This is a genomic window from Chelativorans sp. ZYF759 (genome assembly GCF_012911015.1).
Lineage (GTDB): Bacteria > Pseudomonadota > Alphaproteobacteria > Rhizobiales > Rhizobiaceae > ZYF759.
In genome coordinates this window covers 48,420-71,683 of the sequence record NZ_WVVV01000016.1, presented here as the reverse complement: position 1 = coordinate 71,683, position 23,264 = coordinate 48,420, and the positions used below count along the sequence as shown (strand labels likewise).

Here is a 23,264-nt window from a genome sequence, read left to right as displayed (position 1 = left end):
GAAGACTCTGGCAAAGCATTGGAATCCATGATTGAATCGGCCTTGTGAGCAATCCGGCCGACCCTCTCCCCAGCGATCCGATCGCGCTTCAGGCGATGCTTGCCGCGGAGCGCGCCGAGAACGAGCGGCTGCGCCAGATCATCAAGGAGTTGCAGCGTCACCGCTTCGGCCGCAGAGCCGAGAGCTTGCCCGTCGAGCAGTTGCTGCTGGGCTTGGAAGAGGCAGAGCAGGTCGAGGCCGAGCGCTTCGCCAAGGAAGACACCGCCGATCCCGCCAAGCGCGATGCTCGCGCCAGGAGGCGCCGCGCCAACCGTGGGTCACTGCCCGCGCACCTGCCGCGTATCGAGCAAGTCGTCGACATCCCAGACAAGATCTGCCCGTGCTGCAAGGGAACGCTGCATGTCATGGGCGAGGATCGCTCCGAGCGCCTCGACATCGTGCCCGCCCAGTTCCGTGTGCTCCTCACGCGCCGGCCGAAGTATGCCTGCCGGAGCTGCGAGGAGGTCGTGGTGCAGGCGCCAGCTCCGGCGAGCCTCGTCGAAGGCGGCATTCCGACCGAGGCGACGGTGGCGCATGTGCTGGTGTCGAAATACGCCGATCACCTTCCGCTCTACCGCCAGTCCCAAATCTATGCGCGCCAAGGCGTGAACCTCGACCGCTCGACGCTCGCCGACTGGGTTGGCAAGGCAGCCTTCTTGCTTCGGCCGATCCACGAGCGGCTGTTCGAGCGGCTGAAGGCATCCGACAAGCTCTTCGCTGACGAGACAACTGCGCCGGTGCTCGATCCTGGGCGCGGCCGCACCAAGACGGGCCAACTGTTCGCCTATGCGCGCGACGATCGCCCCTGGGGCGGGATCGATCCGCCCGGCGTCGCTTATCTCTATGCGCCCGACCGAAAAGCCGAGCAGCCACTGCAGCACCTGCAGGGCTTCGTCGGGATCCTGCAGGTCGACGGCTACGCCGGATACCGGGCGCTGGCCGAGCGCAACGCCGTGAGCCTGGCCTTCTGCTGGGCCCATGTTCGGCGCAAGTTCTACGACCTGGCCCAGTCCGGCCCCGCGCCGATCGCCACGGAGGCGCTCCAGCGCATCGCCGAACTCTACAGGATCGAGAGTGAGATACGGGGGCGCTCGCCCGAAGAGCGGCGAACCGCGCGCCAAGAGAGAAGCCGTCCCGTCATTGACGCCCTTGAGCCGTGGCTGCGCGGGAAACTCACGCTGGTCAGCCAGAAGAGCAAGCTTGCCGAAGCAATCCGCTACCCGCTCGCGCGCTGGGCTGGACTTTGTCGCTTCCTCGATGACGGCCGCGTCGAGATCGACTCCAACGTGGTCGAACGCTCGATCAGGCCGATCGCCCTCAATCGGAAGAATGCGCTCTTCGCCGGTTCCGACGGCGGTGGCGAGCATTGGGCGACGATCGCCACGCTAATAGAAACAGCGAAACTCAACGGTGTCGACCCGTACGCCTACCTCGCCGACGCCATCACCCGCATCGTCGCCGGCCATCCGCAACGCCAACTCGACGAACTGCTGCCCTGGGCCTACGCCCCCACGCCACTCAAGGCCGTGGCCTGAGAACAGCGGTTACGATACATCCATTGACCGCGAACCTTGATGTAGGTTTCGTCCAGGTGCCACTTGCCGGTGACGGACCGCTTGCGTCGGTTGAAGCACTCCAGCAACTGCGGCGCGAAGCGGACGACCCAGCGATGCACGGTGGAGTGATCGACGCTCAGGCCGCGTTCGGCCATCATCTCTTCTAGGTCACGCAGGCTCAGATTGTAGGCCAGATACCAGCGAATACACAGCAGGATCACCGAACGATCGAAATGACAGCCCTTGAACATGACAAACTCCCCCGAAACCAAGGAGCCTTCATGCCCTCGCCGTCATTACCGAAGAGTTCGCGACAGAACCATCTGGCTTGCTGCCGGTTTCTTGGACACGCAGTTAAGGTGACTGCGTACTAGCTCAATTTGAGGGCGTGGACTGTCTTCTGCCGGCGAGTATCGACACTCCAAGCGCCAGTCACAATCGCATCACGCTTCAACCGCGATTGGAACGTTCACTGCTGCTTCGACCGGAGTGAAGATGTCGACATTGGAGCCCGGCGCCCGAATGGTCACAATCAGGGAATACCGGGCCGAGGCATTGAAACGTTCCAAGTAAGGCTTCTCCTTCCACCAACCGCCGACCGGAAAAACGCCGATCGCATCCCGCTCGGCGAGATCGGCGGCGCTGCCCGACCAGAAATCGGCATGCAGGGAGCCCCGATCCCGAAAAGTGCCGAGCAGCCACTCCTCCCCGCCTCCGGCCGGCGCCCCTTCCTCCTCGTCGCGAGCAGCCTGATTAATGCGGGCCCGAAATTCATCAACACTCTCGGTCGCCGACTTCACTCTGAACCGAAGCCCATGCGATGCATAGCGATGCCGACGCGTCCATCCGCGTTCGCCCGGATTGGGCTCTATGTAATATGAGAGAGTCGCACGAAGCTCGACCTGTGCAGCGCCGAGCGCCGCAAGTTGCTCCTTTGGCCAAGGCAAACGATGCAACTTCATGTCACGCGTTTTCGCGGCGGCGCTGCCTTCGCGCTGAAATGGCTGCAGCTCATCTTCGACAATGAGCGTCAGATCATTCACGGTCGACAAAAGTGCGCGCCCCAGATCCGGCACACCGTAACCATAGCGCCGCACCAGCGCGTGAATTTGGCCCTTCGCGCCATTGCAGGCGTCGATGCGAGCGCGCATGGCCGGTGTCCATTCAGCCGAATGGACCATCAAGGCTCGCACCGTTTCGGGCCACAGCTCGGGGCGAGCTGACAATATCTGTCCCGCCATCCGCGCCGCATGCGCCGTCGCCGCACTCGTATCACCAATGGTCGTGAAGTGGCGCAGGTCAGGACGATAGAAGGTTGTCAATATCTGCAGATCGTCAATCGGCTCGCCGGGAAGTACGCCGTCATGGCCGAGATTTCCGCCCTCAAAAACGACCTCCGGTTTCACCGGCCACTGCCGGTCCCAAACGACCGAGGTGCGACTGCGCGGCGAGAGCTCGCCCGCAGGCGCAATCGGTGCATAGCCTGCAAAGGCAGCGTCAACGATATTGACCTTATCTGTGAAGGCGCCGACCGTCAGCGCGTTCCAGGCCTGAGATGGATCATCGACCGCCTCTAGGTCGTTCCGAGTCAGGTGATCGGCTGGCATGAGGTCATCGCCGATATTGCCGGCCGAGAGAATGATCAGGCGTCGCTGCTCTTCCTCGAAACAGAGCTGGTCAACGGCTGCAGACCACGATGTCGGTCTTCCGCGACCTGTGTTCGGACTGGTGATCGCCATCGCGATTGCGCGGCGACGGTTCGGGGCCTGCACTTCGGCGCGAGCGATCGCTTCGCCGGTGATAGCGCCATAAAGTTCTGGATCGTTCGCCTCCTCCTCCGGCGGCAAAATGCGAACGCTCTCAAGTCGGAAGGGCAACGGGACCGAATCGCCGCCTGCCAGGACGGGCACCAGATCACCGTAGAGGCCGACCCCTGCCATCCGCGTACCGTGTCCGCTCCATGCAGGCGTGTCGTCGGCGCCCCAGGCCGGCTTGATGGTGTGCCAGTCCTCGCCGGCGAGCGCGAGTTCGATGAGCGGATGAGTGCGACGCACGCCGCTGTCGAGAATGCAGACTGCGATGTCGGCTTCATTCGGTGTCACGCGCTGCAGAAGCTCGTCACTCCAGTCCCTCTGCTCGGCGCCGCCGAGACCCATGAAGAAGGACGGCGTATCCTTCGCGCGCCGAAGCTCGGCTATGACGTCGCTATGCGCAACCAGCCGGTCGAGTGTGGCCGCGCTCGCGAGCGCCAGCATGACCACCCGTTCAGGAAACCTGACCGAGTGCGCGCGCAACGTGATGTTAAGCGCGTGGGCTATGCGCTCAAAGTCCTCGCGGTGTCCCTCGCGTAGCCAGATTTCCCACCAAATGTCTTCGTCGGCAGCTTGAGGAAAGAGCTCGGAGCCGTCGGTGAACAATGACCTTGCCGTCGCCAAGCGAACAGTTTCCATACGCGAGACAAGCGGCTCGTTTCTCGGCCTGCCGCGGTTGGTATCAACATCTCGATAGGCCTCGACCTTCCTCAGATAGTAAGCTTCCGCGCGTTGGGGGACGAACACCGATGCTGTGATAGGAGCACCGGGCTGCTCCGGCTCGTGCACGGCGACGAGTTCCATGTTCTGACGACGATCGGCCAACTGATCGAGAGCGGCTCGCTCCGAGGCTGGCAAATCGATCTCTAGGTAGAAGCCGGGCATTCCTACTGTTAGCTGCCCATCACGTGCTGCAGTCTGCTGGCGCGCAGCTTCGACGGCCTGTTCAATCGATTGCGTGAGGGCAGCAGCATGTGCTGCCCGATCACGCGCTGGGAGCGGCGGCGGCTCGATCCTTTGGTTCGGCCGCCGATAAGCTTCTCCGATGCCGTTGTTGCGGAGGTGGATATGAGGGCGGTCGCGCGGGAAGTCGTCTGCCATTCTAGCCTATGCTGTCGCTACTCAGGCAGCGAGGCCTGCCGACGTTCCGTCAGCGCCTCGATGAGGGCCTCCGAGGTGATCCGTTTCTCGCCCCGCAATATGATGTTTTTTGCTGCATCGTCCGCCGCACGGGTGATCTCGGCCTGTGACAATCTCTCGGACTGAGATACCGCCTCCTTCCACGCAAGCCCTCTGGTATCGAAGCGATCGAGCCGAGCCCGAAGCAACGCCTCGATGAGCGACCGGTCGGGGACCGTGTATTCGATGACGTCGTCGAACCGGCGGAACAAGGCTTTGTCGAGCAGTTCGGGATGGTTCGTGGCCGCGATGATTAGGCTTTGGCTGTCATCTTGCTCGAGGAACTGCAGGAACGAATTGAGCACACGCCGAATTTCCCCGACATCGTGGCGTTCTCCTCGCCGCGCGCCGATGGCGTCGAACTCGTCGAAAAAATATATTCCACGCGTCGCCTGAATCGCATCGAATACGAGCCGCAGCTTGCCGGCCGTCTCTCCCATGAACTTGGTGATCAATCCATCGAGGAGGATCGTGAATAGGGGGAGATGGAGCTCGCCGGCCAATGCCGACGCGGTCATCGTTTTGCCGGACCCGGGCGGACCGACCAGGAGAAGCTTGCGACGGGGTGCCAGACCGTGTTCGCGCAAGCTGGCTTGCTGACGCTGCTCGCCAAGCACGCGTTGCAAGCGCGCTCGAAGGCTATCCGGCAGGATCATGTCGGTCAGCCTCAAGTCGGGATAGTGCGCATGCAGGAGCCCGGCGAGTTCGCCTTTTGGCTGAACAAGGGGAACCGGCCGACCGTTCTTCACGATCCCGGTATCGCTGCCCTTGGCAGCATCGATCAGATTCTTGAGCTCTTGCGCCAGCTTGCCATGACCCTGACGCGCCTCATGCGCAGCAAGCTGCATCGCGGTGGCGAGGAAACGATCCTCATCGCCGGCAATGTGGCTCTTAAGCAGCGTCACGATATGGCGAGCGGTGGTCATAAGCTCTTCTTTTCAGGTCTCCGGCAACTCGGAAACGCGGCTACGATGTTAACTCTTCAGCGGTGATTTGTATCGCGCAATTGTGTTTTTTCCCTTGTCATTCAGCCGCAGTTGTCGTCGGGTGGTCGGTGTCTGCCAAGTCCTCCTCAGCATAACCCTCGTCGCGGCTCAGCCCGGCCGGGATAGCGCCTGCCAACAATTTATCTTTCGACAGCAGCCCGGCATCCTCAAGCGCCTCAAAATCCGGCAGGTCGCGCAGCGTATCGAGCCCGAACTCCAGCAAAAACTCCTTCGTCGTAACGTAGGTGTAGGGCGCACCCGCTGTCGGGCTGCGCGGACCGGACGCGATCAGCTTCGCGCCGCGCAGATGGCCGATCAGATCGCGAGATATCTCCTTGCCGAAAAACGACGACAGCTCTCCGCGCGTGATCGGCTGGAAATAGGCGATGCACATCAGCACGAGGACTTCGGACTGGGTCAGATCGGTTGCCGTCTCATTGCTGCCGACTGCGGCGCGGATAGCGTCGGCGTAGGCCGGCCGGGTCACGTGCCTAAAACCACCAGCGACGGCGACCAGGTCGTAAGGCCGCCCGCGCAGCTCTTCGCGAATGTCGTCGATCAGAAGATCGATGCTGCAACCCTTGCCCACCACCCGCGCCAGCGTCTCGCGGGTAACGGGCTCACTGGCAGCAAAAATGGTCGCCTCGACCCGATGCATCCATTCGCGCCAGCGGGCTTCCGGCGGCAGATGATCCAATTCCCGATCGAACAGTGCATCCTCGTCGGCCCGGCCTCGTCGTTTGCGCGTCGTCTCCGCCATGGTCGTCAGAGCCCGTAAATGCGGAAGGTCGTCCGCCCAGAGAGTTCGCGCACAGCGCCGAGCTCAACCAGCCGGTCGAACAGGCGGCGCAATCCGCGATCGCTCATGCCGGAGATTCTTTCGGAGGCGACGATCGCGTCGTCGGACAGCAGTTTGTCGACAACGGTGTCTGCCGCCTTGGCCCGGAGTTTCGGCGCAACGGCAAGCATCCGGCTCGCGCGACGCTCGAGGTCGGCGGACAGATCGATGGCGCGGATCGCGGCACGCGCCTGCGCGGCAAGTAGACCTTTGGCACGCTCAGGATCTGTCTCAATGCCTGTCGCCACAAAACTGGCTGCCGATCGACGCGAGCGCGCGCTTATGCCCAAGGCTGCTTCGGCGCCGAGCAGCGGCAGCGCATGTGGCCAACCCAGGCGTTGCGCCAGCAGGGCATCGGCGAGCCAGGCTCCGACGGCGCGCGCAAGGCCGTGGCGTTCTGCGGCCATGAATGAACCGGTCAGCGTTGCGACCATGCCAGCGCCGTTCGCCAGTTGTCGGAGATCATCCGCCAGATCGCTGACCACCTCATCATCCGGGGCGTAGCCGAACTCTTCCAGAACCGCTGCAAGGCTCTTCAACGTCAACAATTCATCCGCCGGCCTCGATGCCAGCCGGCGCCAGGCGAGCAGCAAAAGCCCGGCGGGGCCGACAGACAAAAACTCGCCCGGTCGCGTGAGCAGCACGGCATCGCGCAGCGCCGCCTCATCCTCGACGCGGCCCACCTGCTTCGCCGTAACCGCGGCCGCCGCAAGCGCCAGCCGCTGTCGCCAGGCGCCGGCCCAGCGCTCCTGCCGGCGGACTATTGCATCGAGCGCGCCGATGGCGGCACCCGCTGAGAGCGCGAGGTCCTCAAGGTCCTTTCCCGCAAGGCTTTTCGCATCCGGTACGGCTCGGTGCAGCCAGGCCGGCACGGTTGCCAACGGCGAGGTCGAAGCGGCACCGGCAAGCGTGGCGTGGTGGTGCGGAAAGGGTTTGGGTCGATGAATCATTGCAAGCACGATGATTCATCGCGGCGCTTTTGGCAACAGAAATGGACAAAAAGCGCTGTGCTTGTCGCGCTGATAGAATGATCGATAATCTTGCCTTATCGGTCGTTTTGTTCTCTATATGAGAAATGGCCCATGTTGCTCGTTTTTCTGTCGGATGAGCGGAATTCTTGAGACTCAAGGCCTTGAGCCGAAATCTCGCGCATGATTGTGAGATTCCCGGAGCATAATTTGTGAGACTGGCCGAGTCGGAATTTGTGAGACTGGTGCATAATATCACCTATTCCGCAGCCGGTTTTGCTTCAGAGGCCGCCGGATCGGCGATTTCGGCCATAGAAGGCCGTGGACGGCGTTTGGGCCAGTCTGGCATTGCGGGTCATCGAGACCCCGCAAACGCGCCTTGTGAGCTCCTGTGGCGACAAAAAATCCGCGACCCCGGTCTTGGCGCGCCTCGCTCTTGTCGCGAACGCGCCGCAGCCGAGCATAGATCCGCCGCCGCGTCGCCTCTGGCCAGGCCCGCAAGGTCTCCCTGAGCCGGTCCTCGCCTTCCGCATCGCTTGCCAGCAGCACGGACGCGGCATGGCCGACCGGGTCGGCAGCGAGCCGCCCGACGCCGATGGCCAGCGCGTAGTTCTGAAGCAGCGATCCCCGCGCCAGCCCCATGAGACCGGGCCGCACCGGCTTGCCGAGAACGGGCGCCACAAGATCATATTCCGGCACGATCACCAAAAGCGCCTGGCGGGCGATCGGGCGGGTGAGGAAATCATGGTTGGCGCGCCGCGCCGCAAGCGAGAGGCGCGGTTGCTCGGATAGCGACGGCGGCGAGGATCTGCGATGTCGTGTCGTCAGGAAGACGAGCAGGGCGCGGGCGTCCGGTTCCTTTTCGTCCCTTCCCCGTGCCCAGGCGCCCAGCCTGACGGCACCGTCGCGCGCGTAGCCGTCGAGCATCGCCAATGACCGTTCGGGCAACAGTGTTTGCAGCCGCCCGCCGCCCCTTGGACGCAGTCTCACGCCATGCTCGACGCACCCAAAATTCCAGGGCAGCGCCGCTGATTTCAGATGGATGTCGATGGGACAGTGCGGGCAGACATAACGGGTGTGTGACGCGATCATTAGGCGCGCAGGCGGCGCGATCTCGGCGAAGGTCAGCGCTCTCAAAGCTTCGACATCCATGCCGGTGCGCGACGCCAGCAAAGCCCCCTCCCCTCCCCCGAGGCGCCATTCGAGGTCGTCGATCCCGCGGTCGCTCAGGCCGCAGCACTCCAGAAACACTTCGATCGGCATCGCGTAGAGGCGCGCCAGGCGATGCAGCCAGGAGGACAGCCGCTCGTCGCATGCCGGTCTGGGCACGACCGGCAGCAACTTCATCGTCGATGCGGCGGTCACACCGGGTCTCCCAACAGCGCCAGGACGTTGCGCTTGTCGGCGACGTCACGGGCCACGATCCGCTCCTCGCCGCTCTCGATTGCGGCAATGGCGAGCCGGCCCATCAGCGAAAACACGCCGGCGGTGATGCCGCCCGTAACCTCGATCAGGCGCTTGAGCATCGGTGCTCCGATTTCGCTCGGCCGTCGCAAAGGCAGCGTGCGCTGCAGGCTGCCGATCAGGCCCCCGAAATCCTCGTCATTCTGCCATGGCGGCAGCGCGAAGGCCTCGAAGCGGCGCACCAGCTGATCGTCGGTGCGCAGGGCGTTGCGCGCCTGCTGCGTGCCGACACAGACGAGCGGGATCCTGAGCTCGTTGCCGAGAAAGCGCAGCATGTTCAAAAACCGCGTCTGCTCGCGCACCGAGCCTGCCTGCAGGCTGTGGACCTCGTCAATGACCAGGAGCCCCGGGCGAATCTCGGAAAGCAGGCGCAGAGTCAGGTTTTCCAGAACCGACAGCGTCGCGCGCGGCGGCTCGGGCGCGCCGATCGCCGCCAGCAACCGCTTGTAGAAACGCGCCTCGTCTGGGCCCGAGACCATCTGCACGACGATCACCGGCATGTGCATGCAGCCGCTCACCGCGTCGAAACGGGAGGGATGATCGCGTGAGAACTTTTCCACGATCATGGTCTTGCCCATGCCGCTGGCGCCGACGATGAGCAGATTGGGCATGCGGGCGCGCTGCGGGAAGACGATCAGCCCCTCCAGCTTTGCCAACGCCTGCTCGGCACGGGGATAGTTGATCCAGCGATCGGCACGGATTCTGCGGATGCGTTCCTCGGCGCTCAATGCGGCGACCGCCCGGCTGGCCGGAAAGAGATGCGAAAATTCCTCAGTCATCCCATTCCTCCACTTCGAAATAGGGCAGCTGCAGCGGTTGGTCGTCGCCGACAGTTCCGGTCTGCGGCGTGACGTCGATCATCTTCGTCGCGGCGAGGTGATCGCGCCGTGCGAGATCCCGTCGCATCGCCTTGGTCGTCCGCGTCGCTTCCTCGACCAGCGCGCGTTGAGCGAGGATGGTGGAAAAGATCAGCTCCTCGTCGACGGCCCGGCGCCCTTCCGCCCGCAACGCGCGCCGCGCCGCACGTTGCTCCCAAAGCGCGATCGCTGGCCGGGTGCGATCGGCCGGGCGCGCTTCGAGATACCCCTGCTCTGTCGCGACAAAGACGCAGGAGAGGTCGCGCGGATCGTATTTGACGGTCAACCGCCGCCGCTCGCGGCCCATCAGCCAGCGCAACTCGTCCGACCAGTAGCGGATGTGAAACAGATGCAGCCCGTCGCGCTGCAGGACGCGGTCCTCGGAGGGCAGAAAATCGATCAGGAACTGTCGTGGATCCGACGGCATTCGCACAGCGGTCTCGCCGATCCGGGCGTTCCACGCAGCAGACGGCGGCATATCGAGCGCCTTGTGGATGCGGGCGTGGTAGGCGCCGACGATCTCGAGCGCGATGTAGGTTTCGAGTTCGCCGAGCGTCATAACCGCCTCGGCCTCGGGATCGAGATCGCCGCGCTCGCGGATATTGGAAAAATGCGAACCTGGAATGAGATGCACCGCGCCCATCATCGTGCCGATCAGCCGCTCGATGTGGCCACCGAAACGCGGCGTGCCAGGCGGCCGGTAGCTGAGGTCGATGCGATGCTCGCCGCAGGCGCGCTCGAAGGCACGGGCATGGAATTCGGCGCCATTGTCTACGTGAATGGTCTTGGGAATCCCGTGCGCCGGCCAGTCCGCTGCAATGCCTCGCGAAGCAAGCCAGGCCGTCTTGTCCATTGCCGCATGGGTCAGGCACAACGCCACGGCCGTGAGCGACGGCGCTTCGAGCGAAAGAGAAAAGCCCAGCGCCATACGCGTGTTGACGTCGATGGCAAGCGTCAGCGTCGGTCGGCCGATCGGCAGTCGCGTCACCGGGTCGACCACCGTGACGTCGACCTTGGTATGGTCAATCTGGACGATATCGAGCGGTGCTTCAGCCGTCAGCCCGCCCGGTGTCGGCAAGAACACGGATTCGGATTTCTTGGCTCCTTCTCGCCGCTGCATCAGATCGGCCTGATCGCGGCTCTTTAGCCACCTTCCCAGACGACGGATCGAGGGTGGCGGCAGGCCCCCGGCCCGGCAATCGGCGGCCACCTCCCGCTGGAAGCGCGTCAGCGTCGGCTTGCGCCGTGTCGCGTAGAGCTTTTCGAAATGCTGCTCCACAACGGCGAGCACCGCCGGATCGAGCGGCTGCATGCCGGCATTCGGTCCACGCCGGCGCGGCAGCAAAGCGCTGGTGCGCTCGTCCTGGCGGAACCGCTTCAGCCAGCGGAACAGCGTCGCCCGGCTGATCCCGAGGGCACGCATGGCTTCGCGCAGCTCCGCGTCATCGGGTCGATCGGAGAGTTTTGCGAGGATTTCGGCGCGTGACAGGGCCTGCGCCCATGCCCCGGAATCGGTGCTATCATGATCCATGGACAGCCTCGCCGTTTGGCTGCAAGCTGGTCTCATAAATACCGACTCAACTTCGAGGCCAGTCTCAATAACCCCGACTCAGTCTCACAATTGCGGCACGGGCAAGGCATTGAAAACAAACGAACGGCTGTCTAATGAATCACGATATTCCGACACAAAACCCCGAAAAGCGGACTCGGCACCGCTCAGCGCGATCACAGGACACGGCACAGGCTGTCGACAAGGATGCGCCGCATGATCCGGCCGAGCCCGGGCAGATGTCAGAGATGACCACTGTCTTTCAGGGCCGCGGCAAAACTCATAAGCGGCGCCACCAGCGTCAACGGACGATCCGCAAGTGGCTCGGCGCCATAGCCGGCATACCAGTTTGCCGCCCGTTCGCTTTTCGCGTCGATGATCATCAGAACACCGCCCACTTCCTCCGTGACGCGGATGCAGCGCAGCGCGGCGGCGAGCAGAAGCTGGCCGCCGAGCCCCCTGCCCGCCACCGATTTGTCGACGGCGAGCCGTGCCAGAAGAAATCCCGGCACGCTGTGACGGGCCAGGCCCTTCACCATCGCGGCGGAAACGGCGTCATATTCGACCGAGGCCGGGGCCAGGCTGTAGAAGCCGAGGATCCGGTCGGGCGCGTCGTCGGAGATCGCACAGAACGTCTTTGCGGCATTCTGCTGGTGCCCCTGGCGCGCGAAGCGCTGCAGGAAAATGTTCATGCCGGGATCGCCGCAGTCGAAACTCTTGCGGTCGTGGGATTTCGTGATCGCCTCTTCGTGCCAGGGGGGCAGCATCAAAGCGTTTTGGGTAGGGCCTTGGCCGCCGCCCGCAGTTTTTCGTTCGGCCTCGGCGGATTGTCGAGAAGCTCGAGGATACGGCCGAAATCGCGCTCCGAAACCTTTATGACGTCGGCTTCGGCAATGACGGTTTCCGCCTCGCGCAAGGCCGATTGGGTTACGAAGCTGGTAAGATCGGTATGGCGAAGTGCCGCGGCCCGAAGCAGGCGTGCCTTTACCTCCGGCTTCACCCGGATGTTCATCCGATCGGTATCATCAAGGGCTGCGCGCGCCATGGTTTTGATCCTGGAATTGCCTATCCAGGCAAGATACGCCTTGCCTGCCCCGATGGCAAGTGCGTACTCATTGAATGCGCACAATCTTGAGGCTTCCTCATGAATCCTGACGAGGACGATCTTCCCGACATCATCGATGTGGTGATGGCAATGGGCCGGCAGACGGTCGACGCAGATATGTCCCCCTCCCCTGCCCCGCCCGCCCAGACAGGAGACGCCAAGCGACTTCCTGGTCATCTGGAAGGTCTCGCCGGTCGGGCGCGCGACTATGTCGAGGCAGCCAGTTCCCAAAACACCCGCCGCGCCTATGCCGCCGACTGGCGCCATTTTGCCAGCTGGTGCCGCCGCCAGGGTTTTTCGCTCATGCCGCCCGATCCGCAGGTGGTCGGGCTTTACATTACCGCGCTCGCCTCCGGCACGGACGCTGGCACGGCGACCGGAGAGAAAAAATCGGTGGCGACGATCGAGCGCCGGCTTTCTTCGCTCTCCTGGAATTTTGCGCAGCGCGGCCATCCACTCGACCGCAAGGACCGTCATATCGCGACGGTGATGGCCGGAATCCGCAACAAACATGCCGCCCCACCCCGTCAGAAGGAAGCGATCCTGCCGGAAGACTTGATCGCCATGCTGGAGACATTGGATCGTGGGACGCTCAGAGGGTTGCGCGACCGCGCCATGCTGCTTTTGGGCTTTGCCGGCGGCCTGCGCCGTTCCGAGATTGTCGGCTTCGATGCCGGCCGCGACCAGACCGAGGACGGCCGTGGCTGGGTGGAAGTTTTCCCCGACAAGGGCCTGCTGGTGACCCTTCGGGGAAAAACCGGCTGGCGCGAGGTCGAGATCGGTCGCGGCTCGTCCGACGCCACCTGCCCCGTCGTGGCCTTGCAAAGCTGGATCAAGTTTGCCCGCATCATCCACGGCCCACTGTTCCGCAGGGTGACAGGACAAGGCAAAAAGGTCGGCGCCGAGCGCCTCAACGACCAGGAGGTCGCCCGCCTCGTCAAGCGGGCCGCGCTGGCCGCCGGCGTGCGAGGCGATCTTTCGGAAGGCGAGCGCCAAAAACTGTTTGGCGGCCATTCGCTGCGCGCCGGCCTCGCCTCATCGGCCGAGGTCGACGAGCGCTATGTGCAAAAACAGCTTGGCCACGCCTCGGCCGAAATGACCCGAAAATATCAGCGCCGGCGCGATCGCTTCAGGGTCAATCTCACCAAGGCGAGTGGGCTCTGAAAAGCCCCCTCCCCTACTCAGTGCGCAGCTTCCTTGTTTTCTGGCGCTGCATCAGACGACGACAGCGCGCGCAGTACCGCCTCCGGCTCTCGGTCCATGACACGAAGCAGTGTGCGGGCGGCGCCACTCGGCTGCCGTTTGCCCTGCTCCCATTTCTTGTAGCCGGAAGGGCTGGTCCCAAGGACCACTGCCATCTCATCCTGGGTCAGGTCGAGCTTCTTGCGGATCGCTTTTGCGTCGACCGCACCAACGTCAACACTATGCACCTTGACGCCGGGAACGTCCTTACCCTGAGCATGCGCCAAAGCTTCCGACATGGCCTGGATCAGATCAGCGCCGAATTTCGTCATCTCGCTCATGTCCTGCTCCTGTTCGCCGCCTTGATCGCCCTCGCGAAGGCGGCAACCGCTTTTGCCTCGTCCGGCTTCAGGTCGACCTTTTCATTCTTGCCATATGCCAGCAGCGCATAGATCGGCGCGTCATCGCTGTACCAGTAGTAGATGACCCTGGCGCCGCCACGCTTTCCCTTGCCTTTGGCTCCGAACCGCATCTTTCGAACGCCACCAGCACCCGGGATTTCATCGCCGACCTGCGGATTGGCCGCAAGGAAGTCGATCAGTTCCTTTCGCTCATCGTCGCTGAACAGCTCCGCCGCCTGCTTGATGAACAACGGTGTTTCGGCAACGGTCTGCATACGCTTCCTATAACCCAATGGGTTATATATGCGACGGCGCTAGGCCAGAGTCAATGGCCGACTCACCCCAAAAGACACCTTCAACGGATCGGTTATCCCTATCCTCTGGTTTTGGAGATCCGCTCGCAAATGCTCTCTCAGGTGTCATTTGTCACAGTGGACTGCACTGGCGGGACAAAGCTGACTTCAGTAGGGCTGACCGGTGCGATCAGGAGTCCCGGCAACGAGAAGCGGCGCCAACACCGGAATTCCCAAGCTTTTGAGGGCTTCGTCCGTTTGAGCGACGAACCGTGCACTGCGCGGCTGATGATTGAGCATCCGGCGCAGATCGATCGCAACATCATCGTTTTCACGGGCCAGCATGGTGATGTTCTCGATTTCGATGGGCATCAGCTGGAAATCTCGCACGAGAACGGCAGGCGAGACGGCCCGTGACGCTTCAGCCTCCAATGGGCGCGAGGATACTTTCAAAGGCTGGAAGCCCGCCCTGATCAGCGGTCGCATGGCTAAGGCAGCGACTTTCAGCACATTCGCCCGCTCCAAACGACCCAACTTCTCGTAAATGCCCCAGCGCCCCAGGGCATGGCGATAGGGGAGGCCTGCTGCTTCCCACGCGGCCTCAATTATCGGACGGACCGCATCCTTCATGCGGCGCGGCCGGCAAATCTCGTCGATAACGCCACGCAGAACACGAAGCCAAAGGCCACCGTGAACAATGCGACCACCGGGCAATTGTACCCTGCCCTTCGTAACGGCCTGCAGGGTCATGCCGTCAAGCGAAACGAGCTCTGCTGCGGCTTCTTGAGGACCAGGATATCCGGATTGCTCGGCTGAACTGGCTGCTTGCAGCAGGATGCCGTGCTTCGGGCAACTCGCCATCCAGCTCGCTCGCCAATGCAGCCGGCCGAACCGATGCCGATCGCTTCGCAGGCAGTCGACACACCCAATCATTTTGCCATCGGCGAGATCGCCCGAGATCCAGGGGAGCCACCAGGCAGCCTGTAACGATCGTACCCGCAACACCGGGTTTTCCAAGACGCCAAACTGACAGCAATAGGTGGGGAAGATGTCGCCTCGCGACGCCAGACTGTCGACCAGATAGGGCACATATGCCGCCATCGTCATGGCACGGATCCGGTCGGCAGTAACACCCGTGCGTTCCGCCAGCTTCTGGATCAAAGAAGCTGATGGCCAGAAATCCACCAGTTCGATATCAGGTCTCTTTATCCCCAAGGCAGCTTCGGCGAATTCTCCGGCGCCCATGTCATATGCATCGGCGAGCCGCCACAGCCATGAAGACAAAGCTTCTTGCGGCAATGGCTGAGGATGAATAGGCAGCCTTGTCGCCATCCTCAGACCAGAAGCTTCTCGGTGAGGCGTCGGCGTTCTGCCGGCCCCTGGTATTTCATCAGACGAAGTGATCGCTGATTGATCGCCTCTTCCTCGCTTTCAACCGCGGCGACAGCCGCCGAACGCAACAGCGCCGCTATTTCGCCGATCGTCCCGCCTGTGCGGGCCAAAATCCACCGCTGCAGCTCGGCCGAGCTGAGAAACGACGGCTTGCGAAGCGGGAACGTCGCCACAAAGCTCTGAAGCAGCCGGTTGAGTTCGTCGCCCTCCACCCACACCGGCAGGATGATCGGATGAAACCGGTTCTCAAGCTGCGAATCGGTGCGGATGGCGAGATAGGCGTCCTTCGTCCCTGCCCCGACAATCGGGATTCGCAGCTCGTTGCCGAGAAACCGCAACAAATTGAGGAATTCCCGCTGTGCCGGTACGGTGCCCGCCAGAAGATTGTGCAATTCGTCGATGATGAGGATTCGTGCGCCAACCCTCTTGAGGATCGATAACGCCAGCGCTTCGAGATCATGTTTGCGGGCCGTTCTTCGAACCGGGGATCCCAAAATCTCAAGAAGATGCTGGTAGAACCGCGCAACGCCCGGATCGGTGAGCATCTGCACTACGACAACGGGGATGTTTTCCTCGTCACGACCGGGCAAGACAGGCGGCGTATGATCGCGTCGGAGTTTCTCGATGATCATCGACTTGCCGTTGTTTGTCGGCCCGAGCACGAGAAAACATTGCGGCCGCACGCGGCCTGGCTCGTTCTCAATCGCGGCGCCGAGCAGATCGAGCGACGCCTGTGCCTGCGGGTAGCCGATCCACCACTGGCCACGGATGAAGGCAATTCGTTGCGCATTGTCCCCGGCGGCGATCTCTTGCAGATCGAGGGGAAGGTGGCTGAGATCACTCATCACCATCTTTCCATCGGAAATGGCGCCGAGTCGGCAGCCTGATCATCGCCGGCGAGCTCGTTTTTGATCGTCGGCATGACAGCCGCGCGATCCACCGATGTTTCTCGGACCGGCGTCTGTCGCGCCAGATGGCGCCGGGCCGCTCTGGATTTCTTCGCCGCGGCCTTCACCAGCCCGCGCTGCTGCTCGATCGTCCTGAAGATGACCTCTTCATCGACCTGGGCGCGACCGCCTGCCCTGATCGTTCGAATGGCCTGGCGATGCTCAAAAAGCGAGATTCCGGGCCTTTCCAGACGTCGGCAAGGCACCGTCACGTAGCTGCGGCCGCCTGGCTCGAGCACGAATATCTGCGACAGATCGCGAGGATCGCGGCGGATCAGGAAGGACCGGCAGCGATCCCTGTTTGCGATCCACGGGCGCAGAACGTCGGAATAGTAAGTAATGTGATCAAGCGTGAAGCCGTCCCGCTGGATCGTCCGGCGAACGACAGGCAGGAAATCGACCAGATATTCGCGACTATTGGCGACTGGTCGAGGCTCTCCATGCTCAGCAACACCATGCTTCCACCGCGCGAGCGGCGGCTCCATGATCCCTTCGTGGACTTCGTGATGGTAGCGTCCGCTGATCACCAGAGCCAGCCAATGCTCCAGCTCGGACAATGTAAGAACCGCAGCTGCATCGCTGTCATAGGTTCCCCGTTCGGTCGTATTTGAGAACGTCGTGCCGGGCAAATCATGCACCAGGCCCATCAATGTACCGATCAGACGTTCGATTACGCCGCCGAAATGAGGTTGGCCCTTCGGGCGGTATTCCAGGCCGATCCCATGCTGCTGGCAGCCGCGCGCGAGAGCCTCGCCATGAAATTCCGCAGCATTATCAAGATGCAGGAGACGCGGGACACCTGCGATCGGCCACTCTGTATCGAGACCCAAGCCGTCGAGATAGGTGCTCTTGTCAACGCCAGTGTGGGCGAGGCACAAACCGACACTCGTTGCGGACGGCGCCTCGAACGAGACCAGAAAGCCGGTGATGCAACGGCTATAGACGTCGATCGCCACGGTCAGCCACGGCCGCCCGACCGGAAGGCGGCTGATTTCGTCCACCAGAATGATATCGACCGGTGTGTGATCGATCTGAATGATGTCGAGCGGTCCCCTCGGAAGTGGTCCATGGCCCGCGGCCGACGTCAGCCGCCTTGCTGCGCTGCTGCGCGGGCCGTCACGACGCATCGCTACCTCTTCAGCCCGAATCGTCTCCAGACGACGGCGGATCGTTTTCGCCGAGGGAGCAGGCAATCCGGCCTTCTTGCAGCGAAGTTGGACCTCCTCGACAACCCGAACGATCCGACGCTTCTGCCGCGTCAGGTAGGTGTCGTAGATTGCGGCGGTGACAATATCGTCCACCCGCGCCGGCATTCTGGATCGGCCTCGACCACCGGATGGTTTTCCGGGTGCCAGCGAGCTCATCAACCCACCTGAGGCCCGAAACCGGGCGACGAGCGTGTAGATCGATCGGGTGCTCATCCCCAAAAGAGCGGCCGCGCCCCGCGCATCGGCGGCTGAGACCAGTTCCTGAGCCGCCAACGGAGCTACTACCGGATAGCGGCGCTGCGCCTCTTGCCGCTCATCTGCAGACAGCCCGAGCGTACCGCGTTCGGCAATCTGATCAGCGTGCTCCTCCACCTCTCGACGTCCCTCCCTTGCCGGCAACCGAATCGGCGACATTGAAGGGAAGTATGGGCAGTTTGTGCTACATAGTGAAGACAACTATGGGGAATCAGGAGCCGATTGCTGTGACCATAACCTTCGCTAAGATATTGATCTTCCATGCTCCGCATTGAAGCTAACTTTGACAACTGACATCAGGCGGTCCAAATGGCCAAAACGCCGCGCAATCCCTCCTCTCGTCGACCACAGGGTCGGCTTATCGGCTATGCGCGCGTCTCCACGGACGAACAGGCGACGGAAGCGCAGGAGATCGAGCTACGGTCGGCCGGATGCGACACAATCGTCCAAGAGCATGGTTCCGGCGCCTCACGAACCCGCCCCGCCCTCGCCAGGCTTGTGCGCGAGATCGGCGCCGGTGACACCCTCGTTGTGGTTCGACTCGACCGCCTGGCGCGCTCCGTCAGCCATTTGCTTGAGGTAATTGAGGATCTGACGGCAAAGGGAGCGCATTTCCGATCTCTGCGCGATCCTATCGACACCACGACGCCGCAGGGAATGTTCTCGCTGCAGGTCCTTGGCGCCGTCGCCCAGCTCGAACGCGCGCTGATTTCGGAACGCACAAAGGCCGGCATCCAGGCAGCCAAGGCGAAAGGCCGACTCCCGGGCAATCCTGGTATCCGCGAGCGCCGGCCCGACGTGCTGGCCAAAATGACAGCCGCACAGAAAGCAGCCTATGGAGCTCGTATCCAGGCGAACGCCAACCAGTGGCTTCCGACGGTCCGGCGCATGCGCCCCGATCATACATGGGACGATATCGCGCGTGTCCTCAAGCAGCGGGGTCTCGACTGGACTCCGGAGCGGCTTCGGCGCGCCGTGAAGTGGCTGGTTGCCGAGCGTTTGGCGGACCCGGCCCTGCTCCGAAAATCTCCGCCGCGGCTTCCCGAGGATCGGCTGATGACACTTGTTGCCGGTATTCATTCCTCGAACCCGGATCTCACGCTTCGCGAAATCGCTGGCCAGCTCGAACGGCTTCACGAGCGCACGCCGCGTGGCGGCACGAAATGGTCGCCCTCCTCGGTCAAGAACCTCATCGACCGCGCCCGACGGACCGGCCTGATTGCCGAGGACGCGGAGAGCGACGCTGGTCCCGCTGGAGGGTGAACCGCGCATCATCGTCTCGGCTTCTGCAAGGACTTCAGCAGCGAATCCGAAACCTGCAGGCGTGGGCTGTCATCATCGGGTACTTTTGCAGGCCCGGCGCTGGTTTCAGACGAATTTTGCGCCTTGAGGCCTGCGTTGAGCAGCGCCATGATCATCGGCCAGGTGGAGAATTTGCCCGCCCTCGCCCGCTCAGTCAGGCCGCGCAGATATCCACCCGGACTGTTGATCTGAGCGGCTCGCTGATAGATGGCCGCCAGCGTGATCGCCGCATGCTGCTCACCCATGACCTCCCGGGCGTCGCTCCAGGCGCTCGGACTGATCGCCAGCATCGGGCGGGCAAGCTCAGCCGTCGCCAGAAAGTCCCGCCAATGGCGAATATCGCCGCCTTGCGCCAACTCACGCAGGCTTGGGCACGCTTCCAGCACGATTCCCAATGGCAGATCCCGCTTCGGGAGGCTGCGTACGTTGTCGGTTTCCGCGGCGCTGCTGCCCGCTTCATTTTCTTTTCCAGAGCCAACTTCAGATTCAGATATGGAGTCTGGTTTTGAATTCTGTATGTGGCGACCAGAATGGGACTCATTGGCGTCCATATTCTGTGTTTTTGTGAATGATTCCAATACCTCTAGTATCTCGGTGTAGAGGCCGTGCAGATCGACGCAGATGTCGTCGATGAGCTGCTTTGGCGCCGAGCGCGGCAGACGGCCGACGATCGCCTGGTAGGCCTGCTGGACCCGGCCCCAATTGCCAGGAACCCCCTCTTCGATGCCAGTCTCGATGAGCTTGACAATATCGCGACGCAGAAGCGTCAGGCGCTCCCTGGCAACACGAAACGCCTTCTTCTCGGCACGGATGGCCTCGGCCATGTCCCTGAACTCTTGAGCCCGCGTGACGATCGGAGAAAGGTCGAAGCCATAGGCCTGTTCGATCTCCCCTCCCCTGCCCTTGCGTGCGAAGCGCTTGCCATTGGGACTGTCGCGGCGAATGACCAGGCCGCAATCGACGAGCACGGCGAGATGTCGGCGCAGCGTCGTCGCCGGCATTCCGTTGGAACGGGCCTTCAGCGCCTCGTTTGATGGCCATACGATCAGCTTGCCGTCACCGGCGAGCTCGTCGTGGTGATGGAACGACAGAAGGGCATTGAGGACAGTCAGCGACCGGTCCGTTGCGCCAATCAGTTCCTTGGCCTCGCGGATCGACTGGAACACCTTCCATTTCTCGACCTGCGCGCCATCCGGCATTGCCTTGGAACGGGCTTGGCTTGCCATCATGCCAAGCGACATCGTTCGCCGCCCAAAGGGCGTCGTTGGGATATGCGTCTGCATTTTTCTTCACCTATCGCTAGGCAAAAGAAACCTGCTCGCCGAAACGGCGCACGAAGTGGCCCATATGGCCTTGACTATGATTCGCGGAAGTGGGATTCTCTCAGTCGCCAAACTAATAGAGAAGGTCTTCCGGACTGCCGTTTCGGGGGGCCTTTTTCTTTTGCGGTCAATCTCCGTTTGTGGTTTCGCCTTTTGCCTTCCGGAAATCCTCGTAAAGAGCAGAGAGGTTCTCCGAGAGGTAGTCACCGAACGCAGTTGCGTCGGCACCCTTCGCCCTGAGGGCGATGGTGTATCTCTTTCCGTTCGCCATCATCTCTGCGGCGAGACGTCCATCGGATGGCGCCCAGGTGCGTTTGGACGATGCCGGCGCCGCGCGACGGCGTGGCTTGGACGCTTTTAGTTTCGCGACGATCGCGTCGAACCGAGCTTCGCTAGGCAGTCCCTGAAAATCGGCATTCGACGTCTGAGCCAAGGCAGTTTCGACATTCCCCGGTTTGTCAAGGAGCAACTTGAGTTCATACCAACGATCGCGGCCAACGCCTTTGGCGCGGCCGATGGCCAAAAGCAGTTCCTGAGGCATCGAGGCAACGGACAGCATTTTCGAGAGGGTGGGCCGGTCGACACCGATTGCGGCGAGCGCGGTCGCATTGTCCTCGTCAAACTTGCGCTGAACGATGTCCGCAGCGAACAACGCCTTCTCGATGAAGGAGGTGTTCGCCCGCGCATTGTTTTCCTGTCCCTGCGCGATCACATGATCGCGTTCGGAAATCTCCTTAACAACGGCACGCAGCTTGAGACCGAGTTCCGTTGCAGCGCGCCACCGGAGCCGACCAAAGACCAACATGTAGCGGCCGGGATGCTGTGGGTGAGGGCGAAGGAGCGCAGGAGAATTCTGGCCAGAACTGCGGATTGACTCGAGCACCTGGGCGTAGTCTGCCTCGTAATCCTCCTGATCAACGTTGAGGCGATCATTGGCGAAGGATTGGTCCACTAGGTTGGGATCAACCTCGACTATTGTCTCGCCCTCGAGCAGCTTGCCTGCCTGGGCCGCCATCTCGTCGATCGAACTTATGAGCGAGCGTGATGCGCCCTTGAAGCTGTAATCCCGCGCGACGGGCCTGTCGGCAGGTGTGTCGCTGCTGTCCATAATGTTGGCAAAGGGGTTTTTCCGAGCCATTCGACTAGAACCCCCTTACTCGGTTTATGCACTTGAAACCGTAGGTTTTTTTGTCGGTTTTGACGGCAGTCAACATCACAACCGCCCCCATGCCTGGTGAATGAGACCCTGGATCTCGAAGTTGACGGCATCCATGCTATCGATTGCCCGATCATAGGTGTCGCGATTGAAGTTCGATCGCTCCACCTCATAGAGCGTCTGCTTGGTGAGGCCGGCATCCGAGATCGCCGTAGATTTGAGCATCGGGCTTTTCAGAATTTCCTCAGCAAGCATCGACTGCATGAAGCCGACCATCTGTGCCTGTGGGATGTCCGTGGGCTCATATCGCGTGATGAGATAGCGCAACCAGTCCAGCTGGACGTGGGCGCCAGCATTCTTGATCGACTTCAGGATATTGCCCAGCATCAGCAGAAACTGACTCATGGACATGAGATCCAGCATCTGCGGGTGGACGGTAATTAGGACGGAAGTGGCTGCCGAGAGTGCCGACAGCGTCAGATATCCAAGCTGAGGCGGGCAATCGATGACGACGACGTCGTAGTTCTCGCTGACAGAATCAAGCGGTCGGGCGACCCTTGTGAAGAATCGTTTCCCCTCCTGAGACGGGGACTGCATAGCAAGCGGCGTTTCGTACTCGTATTCCTGCAGCTCAAGGTTCGCAGGAACGATGTCGAGCAATGGGAAGTTCGTCTTCTGGATGACGCTTTCAAGCGGGGCGGGACTCTCGTACCGGATTGCGTCGTAGAGTGAAGGGTTCTTATCGAGCTCCGGCTGAAACCCGTGGAGCGCTGAAAGTGAAGCCTGTGGATCAAGATCCACCGTAAGGACCCTGTGGCCAGTGAGAGCGAGGTGTTGCGCAAGGTGCGCCGTCGTCGTGGTCTTTCCAGAACCGCCCTTGAAGTTGACGACGGCGATGACCTGCAACTTCTCGCCGGGTTTGCGATAGGGCACATACTTCTTGGAATCCGATCGCCCATTCTTGTCGAGATAGTGCCGGAGCTCGGTCATCTGCTCAGCAGAATAGAAGCGCCGGCCTCCGGCGCCCACAAACGGTTCTGGGCCTTTCTTTTCGAGATGGAGCCGCTTCAGATTGTTCGGACTGACGCCCAAATAGTGGGCGACTTCAGCCATCGAGAACCGCCGGAGCGTTTTTTGGCCCTCAGTCGGAAACTTCTCAATTCGCAATTGATCGAGTTTGCGCGAAATCTCCGCCCCCTGGGCAAGGATCTTGTCATCAAACTCAAATGCTGGGAGAATAGTCATTCCCACTCCGGTCCCCAAGAAAGAAAATAGCGCCAACTACCGCTAGTTGGTCGATTTAGCGCCAGTATGTCCGATTCCCGTTCGTAGGCAAGGAATTTTAGGTTAACAGAAGCTTACCGTCTGGAGCGCTGCTGTCTTTCCGCGGCTTTGATTGGCTCGGACATCGCTATATTTTTCAATCAGTTACGGAGTTCGGTAGCTCCCGAGCA

20 protein-coding genes and 1 pseudogene are annotated in these 23,264 nt (G+C 61.9%); 3 read left to right on the top strand and 18 right to left on the bottom strand.

Going from position 1 to position 23,264, the window contains the following annotated elements; translation table 11 throughout:
- Positions 1 to 44: 44 nt before the first annotated feature.
- Positions 45 to 1,574, top strand: coding sequence for an IS66 family transposase (locus GRZ55_RS19600; protein ID WP_169288650.1), 1,530 nt, complete (start codon positions 45 to 47; stop codon positions 1,572 to 1,574).
- Positions 1,575 to 1,588: 14 nt separating this feature from the next.
- Here GRZ55_RS19600 and GRZ55_RS19595 read toward each other — a convergent pair.
- The 10 genes and pseudogenes from GRZ55_RS19595 to GRZ55_RS19550 form a co-directional block, all read right to left on the bottom strand.
- A pseudogene (locus GRZ55_RS19595) lies at positions 1,589 to 1,846 on the bottom strand (transposase); the annotation flags it as partial.
- Positions 1,847 to 2,038: 192 nt separating this feature from the next.
- On the bottom strand, positions 2,039 to 4,507 hold the full coding sequence (locus GRZ55_RS19590) for a S8 family peptidase (RefSeq protein WP_169288649.1): 2,469 nt from the start codon (positions 4,505 to 4,507) through the stop codon (positions 2,039 to 2,041).
- Positions 4,508 to 4,524: 17 nt separating this feature from the next.
- A complete protein-coding gene (locus GRZ55_RS19585) occupies positions 4,525 to 5,511 on the bottom strand; it encodes an AAA family ATPase (RefSeq protein WP_169288648.1) in 987 nt (328 codons plus the stop codon).
- 97 nt (positions 5,512 to 5,608) lie between these two features.
- Entirely contained in the window at positions 5,609 to 6,331 is a 723-nt protein-coding gene (locus GRZ55_RS19580) for an SMC-Scp complex subunit ScpB (RefSeq protein WP_169288647.1), read from the bottom strand.
- Positions 6,332 to 6,336: 5 nt separating this feature from the next.
- A complete protein-coding gene (locus GRZ55_RS19575) occupies positions 6,337 to 7,359 on the bottom strand; it encodes a DUF1403 family protein (RefSeq protein WP_169288646.1) in 1,023 nt (340 codons plus the stop codon).
- A 273-nt stretch (positions 7,360 to 7,632) separates the two neighbouring features.
- On the bottom strand, positions 7,633 to 8,742 hold the full coding sequence (locus GRZ55_RS19570) for a TniQ family protein (protein ID WP_169288645.1): 1,110 nt from the start codon (positions 8,740 to 8,742) through the stop codon (positions 7,633 to 7,635).
- Positions 8,739 to 9,620, bottom strand: coding sequence for a TniB family NTP-binding protein (locus GRZ55_RS19565; RefSeq protein WP_169288644.1), 882 nt, complete (start codon positions 9,618 to 9,620; stop codon positions 8,739 to 8,741). The genes GRZ55_RS19570 and GRZ55_RS19565 overlap by 4 nt, the downstream gene beginning before the upstream one ends.
- Positions 9,613 to 11,229, bottom strand: a complete 1,617-nt coding sequence (locus tag GRZ55_RS19560; protein WP_169288643.1) for a Mu transposase C-terminal domain-containing protein — start codon at positions 11,227 to 11,229, stop codon at positions 9,613 to 9,615. The genes GRZ55_RS19565 and GRZ55_RS19560 overlap by 8 nt, the downstream gene beginning before the upstream one ends.
- 260 nt (positions 11,230 to 11,489) lie before the next feature.
- Positions 11,490 to 12,017: a GNAT family N-acetyltransferase gene (locus tag GRZ55_RS19555; RefSeq protein ID WP_169288642.1), complete on the bottom strand. Its 528-nt coding sequence runs from the start codon at positions 12,015 to 12,017 to the stop codon at positions 11,490 to 11,492.
- Entirely contained in the window at positions 12,014 to 12,292 is a 279-nt protein-coding gene (locus tag GRZ55_RS19550) for a DUF1778 domain-containing protein (protein ID WP_169288641.1), read from the bottom strand. The genes GRZ55_RS19555 and GRZ55_RS19550 overlap by 4 nt, the downstream gene beginning before the upstream one ends.
- 99 nt (positions 12,293 to 12,391) lie before the next feature.
- Here GRZ55_RS19550 and GRZ55_RS19545 point away from each other — a divergent pair, with 99 nt between their 5' ends.
- On the top strand, positions 12,392 to 13,516 hold the full coding sequence (locus GRZ55_RS19545) for a site-specific integrase (protein ID WP_169288640.1): 1,125 nt from the start codon (positions 12,392 to 12,394) through the stop codon (positions 13,514 to 13,516).
- 17 nt (positions 13,517 to 13,533) lie between these two features.
- On the opposite strand, the gene GRZ55_RS19540 is transcribed toward GRZ55_RS19545, so the two are convergent.
- From GRZ55_RS19540 to GRZ55_RS19520, 5 genes are all read right to left on the bottom strand, one after another.
- Entirely contained in the window at positions 13,534 to 13,875 is a 342-nt protein-coding gene (locus GRZ55_RS19540) for a DNA-binding transcriptional regulator (RefSeq protein ID WP_169288639.1), read from the bottom strand.
- Positions 13,872 to 14,210, bottom strand: coding sequence for a type II toxin-antitoxin system RelE/ParE family toxin (locus GRZ55_RS19535; RefSeq protein ID WP_169288638.1), 339 nt, complete (start codon positions 14,208 to 14,210; stop codon positions 13,872 to 13,874). Before GRZ55_RS19535 ends, GRZ55_RS19540 begins: the two co-directional genes overlap by 4 nt.
- 186 nt (positions 14,211 to 14,396) lie before the next feature.
- Positions 14,397 to 15,560, bottom strand: coding sequence for a TniQ family protein (locus tag GRZ55_RS19530; protein WP_169288637.1), 1,164 nt, complete (start codon positions 15,558 to 15,560; stop codon positions 14,397 to 14,399).
- A 2-nt stretch (positions 15,561 to 15,562) separates the two neighbouring features.
- Positions 15,563 to 16,465, bottom strand: a complete 903-nt coding sequence (locus GRZ55_RS19525; protein ID WP_169288636.1) for a TniB family NTP-binding protein — start codon at positions 16,463 to 16,465, stop codon at positions 15,563 to 15,565.
- Positions 16,465 to 18,147 carry a Mu transposase C-terminal domain-containing protein gene (locus GRZ55_RS19520; RefSeq protein ID WP_169288635.1) on the bottom strand — a complete coding sequence of 561 codons (1,683 nt, stop codon included), beginning with the start codon at positions 18,145 to 18,147 and terminating at the stop codon, positions 16,465 to 16,467. The genes GRZ55_RS19525 and GRZ55_RS19520 overlap by 1 nt, the downstream gene beginning before the upstream one ends.
- 192 nt (positions 18,148 to 18,339) lie before the next feature.
- On the opposite strand from GRZ55_RS19520, the gene GRZ55_RS19515 reads away from it, so the two are divergent.
- Positions 18,340 to 19,293, top strand: a complete 954-nt coding sequence (locus tag GRZ55_RS19515; protein ID WP_169288634.1) for a recombinase family protein — start codon at positions 18,340 to 18,342, stop codon at positions 19,291 to 19,293.
- Between the two features lie 8 nt (positions 19,294 to 19,301).
- On the opposite strand, the gene repC is transcribed toward GRZ55_RS19515, so the two are convergent.
- The 3 genes from repC to repA form a co-directional block, all read right to left on the bottom strand.
- Entirely contained in the window at positions 19,302 to 20,615 is a 1,314-nt protein-coding gene (repC, locus tag GRZ55_RS19510) for a plasmid replication protein RepC (protein ID WP_169288633.1), read from the bottom strand.
- Between the two features lie 166 nt (positions 20,616 to 20,781).
- A complete protein-coding gene (gene repB, locus GRZ55_RS19505) occupies positions 20,782 to 21,792 on the bottom strand; it encodes a plasmid partitioning protein RepB (RefSeq protein ID WP_169288632.1) in 1,011 nt (336 codons plus the stop codon).
- A 75-nt stretch (positions 21,793 to 21,867) separates the two neighbouring features.
- The gene (gene repA / locus GRZ55_RS19500) at positions 21,868 to 23,055 is read right to left on the bottom strand and encodes a plasmid partitioning protein RepA (RefSeq protein ID WP_169288631.1); all 1,188 of its coding nucleotides are present in this window, start codon (positions 23,053 to 23,055) and stop codon (positions 21,868 to 21,870) included.
- Positions 23,056 to 23,264 lie beyond the last annotated feature (209 nt).